Source organism: Chitinophaga sp. (genome assembly GCF_036569125.1).
Taxonomy (GTDB): Bacteria; Bacteroidota; Bacteroidia; order Chitinophagales; family Chitinophagaceae; genus Chitinophaga.
This window is the reverse complement of record NZ_DATCRF010000617.1, coordinates 1-6,559: the sequence shown is the minus strand read 5'-3', so window position 1 is coordinate 6,559 and position 6,559 is coordinate 1. Positions and strand designations below refer to the sequence as shown.

Sequence of the window (6,559 nt, the reverse complement as noted above, 5' to 3'; positions counted from 1 at the left end):
GGTGCAACCAATACGGCTTCTCGCGGTGCGGATGCTGTATAAACTTAGCCACGCCTTTCAGCAAATGCGTAATGCTTAAACCCAGGATAATGGTGATCAGGGTTTTGATGTGGTTGAAGGTGTCCATGTAGCTAATTTCAGCAGAAAGCAGAAAGGATAAAGCATAAAGCCTGAAGCCCTTATGTTCTATCCCCCTTTTATTCTTTATGCTTTATCCTTTTCGCTTTATGCTTTACGCTTTGTGCTTTATGCTTTCTGCCCTTTAGCGTTTAGCCGGTCCATATAACGGCGTACCGCTGCGCAGGCCTGTATGGCGGCCGTTTTCCAGCTCCAGCTGACCATTTACCAATACGTACTGCATGCCGTTGGAGTATTGGTGCGGTACCTCAAAGGTGGCTTTGTCATCGATCGTTTGATCGTCAAAGATCACAATGTCAGCGGCCATGCCTTCGCGCAGCAGGCCCCTGTCTTTTAGCTGGAATTTTTGTGCGGCCAGGGAGGTCATGCGGCGGATGGCTTCTTCCAGTGGGATCAGCTTGGCCTCCCGCACATACTTACCGAGTATGCGTGCATTGGTGCCATAAGCGCGGGGGTGCGGCATGCCTTTGCCTGGTGTGGGTACACCGGCATCAGCGCCTACCATGCAAAAAGGGTATTGCATAATGTAACGCACATCCTCCTCATTCATACCATGGTATACCATTTGCGCGCCGCCTTTTTCCACCATGTCCATAATGGTTTCTGCCTCATGTTTGGCATTGCTTTTACGGCCCATCAGCTTGTTGATGTCTGTAATGCTTTTGCCGTTAAAGCTGGTATCTGCTGAATAGTAGGCTACCACGCAGTAGCTGTAGTTCTTGTATTTGTAGCTGTGCAGCTGGTCCAGCATTTCCTTTTTGATCTGTGCACGGGTGGCGGCATTGTGCAGGCGTGCGTTAATGGAATCCTGCCCGCCGGCCAGCGCCCAATCCGGCAAACGCACACCCAGGTTAGTGCTGCTGGCCGTGTAAGGATATTGATCAATGGTTACGTCCCAGCCTTCTTTGCGGGCCTGCTGCACTAATCCTAATATTTCATTGGAGCGGCCCCAGTTGGCTTTACCGCTTACTTTAAAGTGCGAGATCTCTACCGGCATATTGGCCGATCTGCCAATGTTAATGGCTTCATTCACCGCATCTACTACCTTGTTTTCCTCGTTCCGTATATGTGACGCATACACGCCGTTATATTGCGCGGCCGACTTAGCCAGCTCCACTACTTCATCTGTTTTGGAAAAAGCGCCGGGAATGTAAATGAGGCCGGTTGAAAAACCTACCGCGCCATCCTGCATGGCTTTGGCCACCAGGGTATCCATCTGTTGCTGCTCTGCCAGCGTGGGTGCGCGGTTATCCCGGTGCATCACCTGCGCCCGTACCGTATTATGCCCAACCAGGGAGGCTATGTTAATGCCTGCGTGCAGACTATCTACCCGGCTAAAGAACTTTTGCAGATCGTCGGCTGAGCTGCCGCAGTTGCCCGTAACAATGGTGGTTACGCCATCATAAATATAATTATCTGCCGTAGGGCGTTCAAAAATGCCGGATTCCACATGCCCGTGCACGTCAATAAAACCAGGGGCTACGATCATCTTTTGCGCATCAATGGTTTTGGTTGCGCTGTAGCCGCTTAGCTTACCCACGGCAATGATCTTACCTTCTTTTACCGCCACATCCCCATAAAACCAGGAGTTGCCGGTACCATCCACGATCCGGCCATTGCGGATCAATACATCGCAGGGCTGCTGCGCAAATGCAGAAATGCTGCACAACAAAGCCATGCCGGTTAACCATTTCATCATACTATTATTTTTTGCTGTTGGCCTTAAATACGCGTATAAAATTGCCGCCTAATATTTTGCGGACGTCGTTCTTTGTATATCCTCTTTCCAGTAATGCTTTGGTCACTAACGGGTAGTCCTCTACGCCGTTCAGCTGCTGTGGCGGAGCTTCTATCCCGTCAAAGTCAGATCCCAGCCCTACATGCTCCACCCCGGCCAGCTTAGCGATGTAGTCAATATGATCAATGAGTAAATTAAAGGGCGCCCGCAGCTGTTCCGCTTCTGCGGGGTATTTGCGGTACAGCTCCTCCTGGACCTCATACTCTGCTTTGCCGCTTTGCTTCAGGGCGTCTGCATCCTGCTGGTGCCGGGCAATGAACTCCTTTTGCCGCCGGAAATAGGTGCTGTCCAGGAAACCGGAGTAAAAGTTCACCTGTATCACCCCGCCATTGGCGCCTACTGCCTTGATCTGCTCATCCTTCAGGTTGCGGAACACCGGGCAAAGCGCATACGCGCAGCTGTGCGATACCAGCACCGGTTTTGTAGTGGTGTGAATGGCATCCCAAAAGGTTTGCTCGCCTACATGCGAAAGGTCCACCATCATGCCCAGCTGGTTCATACGGCGCACCACCTGCTTGCCAAAATCGTTCAGCCCTTTATGCGGGTTGCGCACACTATCGCCCGATTCATCTTTGGCGGAGCTGGCCCATTCTGTAGAGTTGTTCCAGGTAAGGGTCATATAACGTGCACCACGCTTGTACAGGCTATCCAGGTTGGCAATATCGCCGGCTATCATATGCCCGCCTTCCACGCCTATCATGGCTGCCAGCTTATGCTGCTTTACGGCCCAATCCAGCTGCTTCGGGGTAAATGCCATCGCCATTTTATCGGCGTTACGCGCAGTGATGGCGTACAGGGAATCGATCTCTATATTGGCAAATTTGAAAGCAGTATCCTTTCCAAAACGTTCATCGCAAAAAATGGAAAACACCTGTACATCTACCCCGCCCTCTTTAAAACGGGCCAGGTCTGAATGGGTTTTGCCGCGCAGGTCCTGCGAAATATCCAGGCCGCGCATAGTGGCGGAGGAAAGTACATCGTTATGCGTATCCACCAGCACTGCCTTTTCATGCAGCTTTTTATATGCCTGGGCATTGAGGGCGCTTTCGGAAAATAACAGTACAACGCAGCACAGGGCCAGGCGCCGGGGCAAGAGGTTTATCATGAAGCGGTAGATTTTGGATTGTGTTCTCAATAAAATAAAAAAACCGCATAAAACCTAAAGGTTATGCGGTTTTTACAGCAACGGCAGCGCTTACAACACCACCCGTTTCCCTTCCTTAGCCGACTTACGCGCTGCTTCCAGTATCCTTACTACAATAATGTTATTCTCTAATGACGACAGATCATTACCCGGTTTAAAACCATCTTTCAGCACAGCCTGCAGGTAAGTGAGGTTATCCTGGTACTGCGCGGGTTTTACGTCCACGGTATAGGTGCTATCCTTTTGGCGGCCTACGAGGTTATGCATGTTCAGCGCATGCAGGTAACCGGTTTTACCGAACACTTCCAGGTCTTTAATGCTGAAAGGCCAGTTCCAGGAAGCTTCTATAATGCCGGTAGCATCGGGGTATTCCAGCAAAATGGTGGCATCATCATCTACCTTGGGATATACATCCGGCTTTATCTGGTGCGTAACAGCCCTCACTGCTATTGGCGCTTTGCCGTGCATGAGCCATGTCATTAAGTTAGCGCCATAACAGCCAAAGTCCATCAAAGCGCCTGCGCCGTTCTTTACCGGGTCGGTGAGCCATTTCAGGAAGTCGGGGCTGCAGCCTATTTCTTTAGGACCTTCATGGCCATCGTGCACGATCATTTTGCGGATGGGCCCAACGGCGTGCTGGTTGTTCACCATGTCCTGCACCTGCTGGTTGGTGTTATACCAGGTGGTTTCATAATTGGTGAGCACGGGCACATGGTATTGTGCGGAGAGCGCGGCTATGCGCTGCGCCTGCTGTACAGATACGGCCAGCGGTTTTTCCACCATCACCGGTATGCCTTTGGGGGCGCAGGCTTCCACCACGGCCAGGTGATCGGCAATGGGGTTATAGGCCAGCACTACATCCGGTTTTATTTTAGCCAGCATGGAGGGCACATCTTTATAGAAGATATTATCCGGCAGCTGGTAGCGTTTTTTCATGCGCTGGATCAGCTGCTCATCATTTTCCGCAATACCCAGGATCTTTACTTCACCTTTGCGGTAGCGGCCCAGGATCAGGTGCACATGGTCGTGGTTAAGGCCGGCCAGCGCTACCTGCAGGGATACCTGCTGCGCTATGGCGGAAAAGTGGCAAACGAGTAACAGCATCAATAATAAACGGCAGCGTTGCATCAGAATGGAATTTTAGTGCGTACAAAATATAAAAAAAACAGCGCCCTGTTCCGGCGCTGGCATTAAATAGCTTACTATTAAATAAATGAGTGGGCATGCTTAGCGCATCTTTACCCGCAGCACGTACTTGCTGGCGGTAATGTACAATACCGTATCATCCTCTGCCAGCGCGCAGTTAGAGGTGGCTACCGGTACTTTTATCTTCCCTAATAATTTACCGCTGCTGTTGAAGATCCATACGCCACCGGGGCCGGTAGCAAAAATATTGCCCTTGCGGTCTATCTTAAAACCATCGGGTAAGCCGCTTTCTTTTCCTGCTTCGGCCGTAACATCCCGTAAAATGCGCGGGTTTACCAGCGAATCATTTTCAGCCAGGTCAAACATATACCAGATGGCTTTGTTGGGATCCGAATTGGCTACGATGAGCGTTTTTTCATCCGGCGTTAATGCCAGTCCATTGGGGCGTGTAAGCGAATCCGTGAGTAAGGTTACTTTCCCATCTGCAGCTACTTTGAACACACCGTGAAAAGGCAGCTCACGGGCAGGATCTTCGTTCTGTTTTTCCATACCATAGGGCGGATCAGTAAAAAACAGGTCGCCGTTGCTGCGCATAATAGCATCGTTGGGACTGTTAAATTTTTTACCGCCATAATTATCTGCCAGGGAAATAAATTTGGGCGAAGGCTTGTCCAGCGGAGCATCCATACGCGCCATACGGCGGTCGCCATGCTGGCACAGCACCAGCCGGCCCTGCAGGTCCAGGATCAGGGCATTGGAGCCTACTTCGCCCCCGCGCGGCGTAGTGCCTGTGTAGCCGGAGGGCGTGAGGTAAGTTTCCAGTCCCTTTTCTGCCGTCCATTTACATACTTTGTTCTTCGGGATATCGGAAAACAGCAGCATGTTATGCGCAGGGATCCACAACGGCCCTTCGGACCAGTCAAAACCTTCCGCAATAATTTCTATGGGAGCATCTTTATGCAGTATGGAATCCAGGCTGCTGTCTGCCTGCTCAATGGCGCCGATCGTTCTCATATTACGGGAATTACAGGCACAAAGTAAAATAATAACGTGGAAAATATATAAGTTCCGTTTCATACCAGGTAAGGTTAAACGATTTGTTATTTACGCCGTAAAGGATCCAGCAGGAACATAAGGCCGTTGGTCTTGATCACGTACAACGTTTCCAGCAGCATGCCCAGCTTGCCTTTGGGGAAACCGCCCTTGCGCGGGAACCATTCCAGGTAAGATACCGGCAGATCGCAAAGCACCGTGTCTTTGTACTTGCCAAAGGGCATTTTCATGGTCACTAACTGTTGTAATATCTCCGGGTTGGGCTGTGCAAGTTCCATGAATCAAATTTACGATTTTAGATTTTAGATTTACGATTTGAAGGAAGGCAGTAGTGCGCAAAATAAAAATACCTTACGTTAGTAAGGTGTTTTTTGTGATAGATATACCACAAATCTAAAATCGTAAATCTAAAATCTAAGATCAATAGCCGGAGGGCTGCAGGCCGGTATACTTTCTAATCTCATTGCTCAGATGCGCATGATCATAATAACCGTATTCAAAGGCAATGTCCTGCAGGCTGGCGCCGGCCCGGTGTTCCTTAATATGCTTTAATGCAAAACGGTACCTTACCAGGTTGGCAAAGGCTTTGGGGCTGATGCCCGTTTGTTGTTTGAACAGCCGTTCCAGCTGCCGGTTATGCATGAAATGTTTTTTGGCCAGCCGGTCCATGCTAAGCTGTCCTTTATAATGATAGAGATCTGCAATAACAGGTAAAAGGCTGTGCGGAACGGTTTTGATTTTATCCAGCAGTAATTTATCCAGCTCATTAATATCAACGGTTTCGCCGGTGATCAACCCACTGTTAAAAGGAATAACACGGTCTGTGATAGTTTCCAGGGAAAGATCGTAGAACGCGGTAAAACAGCCCGGCTTAAAACGGATGCCTAATAAGCTGGTGGCCGGCTGCCGCATGGAGGCTGAAAAACGTGTCATAGTGCCTACCAGGTAAGTGCCGCCGCTGGCCATAGTGAGCTGCGGATTAACGGCTACCGCTGTACCTAAATTGAAAATAATATCTACACAACCATCCGGCAATATCCTTTCCGGCACAGGCAGGTCATGGGCAGCGGTTTGCACGGTCCAGTAAGCATCTATATAGCTGCGCAGCTGTGAATGAGGTGTGTATTCGCGGTAGCCCATATCCCGGTAAATCTACGATTTAGTTGGCAGTTGGCAGTCCGTAGTTGGCAGTGGGCAGTTAGCAGTTGGCAGTCTGATGGATATTGTTCGATAAAACTAACGAATCTTACTTCATTAGCAGCTATGATGCACTGCTGTTA

The 6,559-nt window shown here is 49.9% G+C and carries 6 protein-coding genes; all 6 read right to left on the bottom strand.

All coding sequences use genetic code 11. The features are described from left to right. Nucleotides 1-262: 262 nt before the first annotated feature. The gene (locus VIM87_RS23000; protein WP_331999272.1) at nt 263-1,837 is read right to left on the bottom strand and encodes a D-aminoacylase; all 1,575 of its coding nucleotides are present in this window, start codon (nt 1,835-1,837) and stop codon (nt 263-265) included. Nucleotides 1,838-1,841: 4 nt separating this feature from the next. After that, nucleotides 1,842-3,041, bottom strand: a complete 1,200-nt coding sequence (locus tag VIM87_RS22995; RefSeq protein WP_331999271.1) for a dipeptidase — start codon at nt 3,039-3,041, stop codon at nt 1,842-1,844. 90 nt (nt 3,042-3,131) lie between these two features. Beyond that, nucleotides 3,132-4,208 carry a Gfo/Idh/MocA family oxidoreductase gene (locus VIM87_RS22990; protein WP_331999270.1) on the bottom strand — a complete coding sequence of 359 codons (1,077 nt, stop codon included), beginning with the start codon at nt 4,206-4,208 and terminating at the stop codon, nt 3,132-3,134. A gap of 99 nt (nt 4,209-4,307) precedes the next feature. Next, the gene (locus VIM87_RS22985) at nt 4,308-5,303 is read right to left on the bottom strand and encodes an SMP-30/gluconolactonase/LRE family protein (protein WP_331999269.1); all 996 of its coding nucleotides are present in this window, start codon (nt 5,301-5,303) and stop codon (nt 4,308-4,310) included. A gap of 23 nt (nt 5,304-5,326) precedes the next feature. Continuing rightward, nucleotides 5,327-5,557, bottom strand: a complete 231-nt coding sequence (locus VIM87_RS22980; RefSeq protein WP_089910669.1) for a DUF3820 family protein — start codon at nt 5,555-5,557, stop codon at nt 5,327-5,329. A 142-nt stretch (nt 5,558-5,699) separates the two neighbouring features. Then, nucleotides 5,700-6,419 carry a helix-turn-helix transcriptional regulator gene (locus tag VIM87_RS22975; RefSeq protein ID WP_331999268.1) on the bottom strand — a complete coding sequence of 240 codons (720 nt, stop codon included), beginning with the start codon at nt 6,417-6,419 and terminating at the stop codon, nt 5,700-5,702. Nucleotides 6,420-6,559 lie beyond the last annotated feature (140 nt).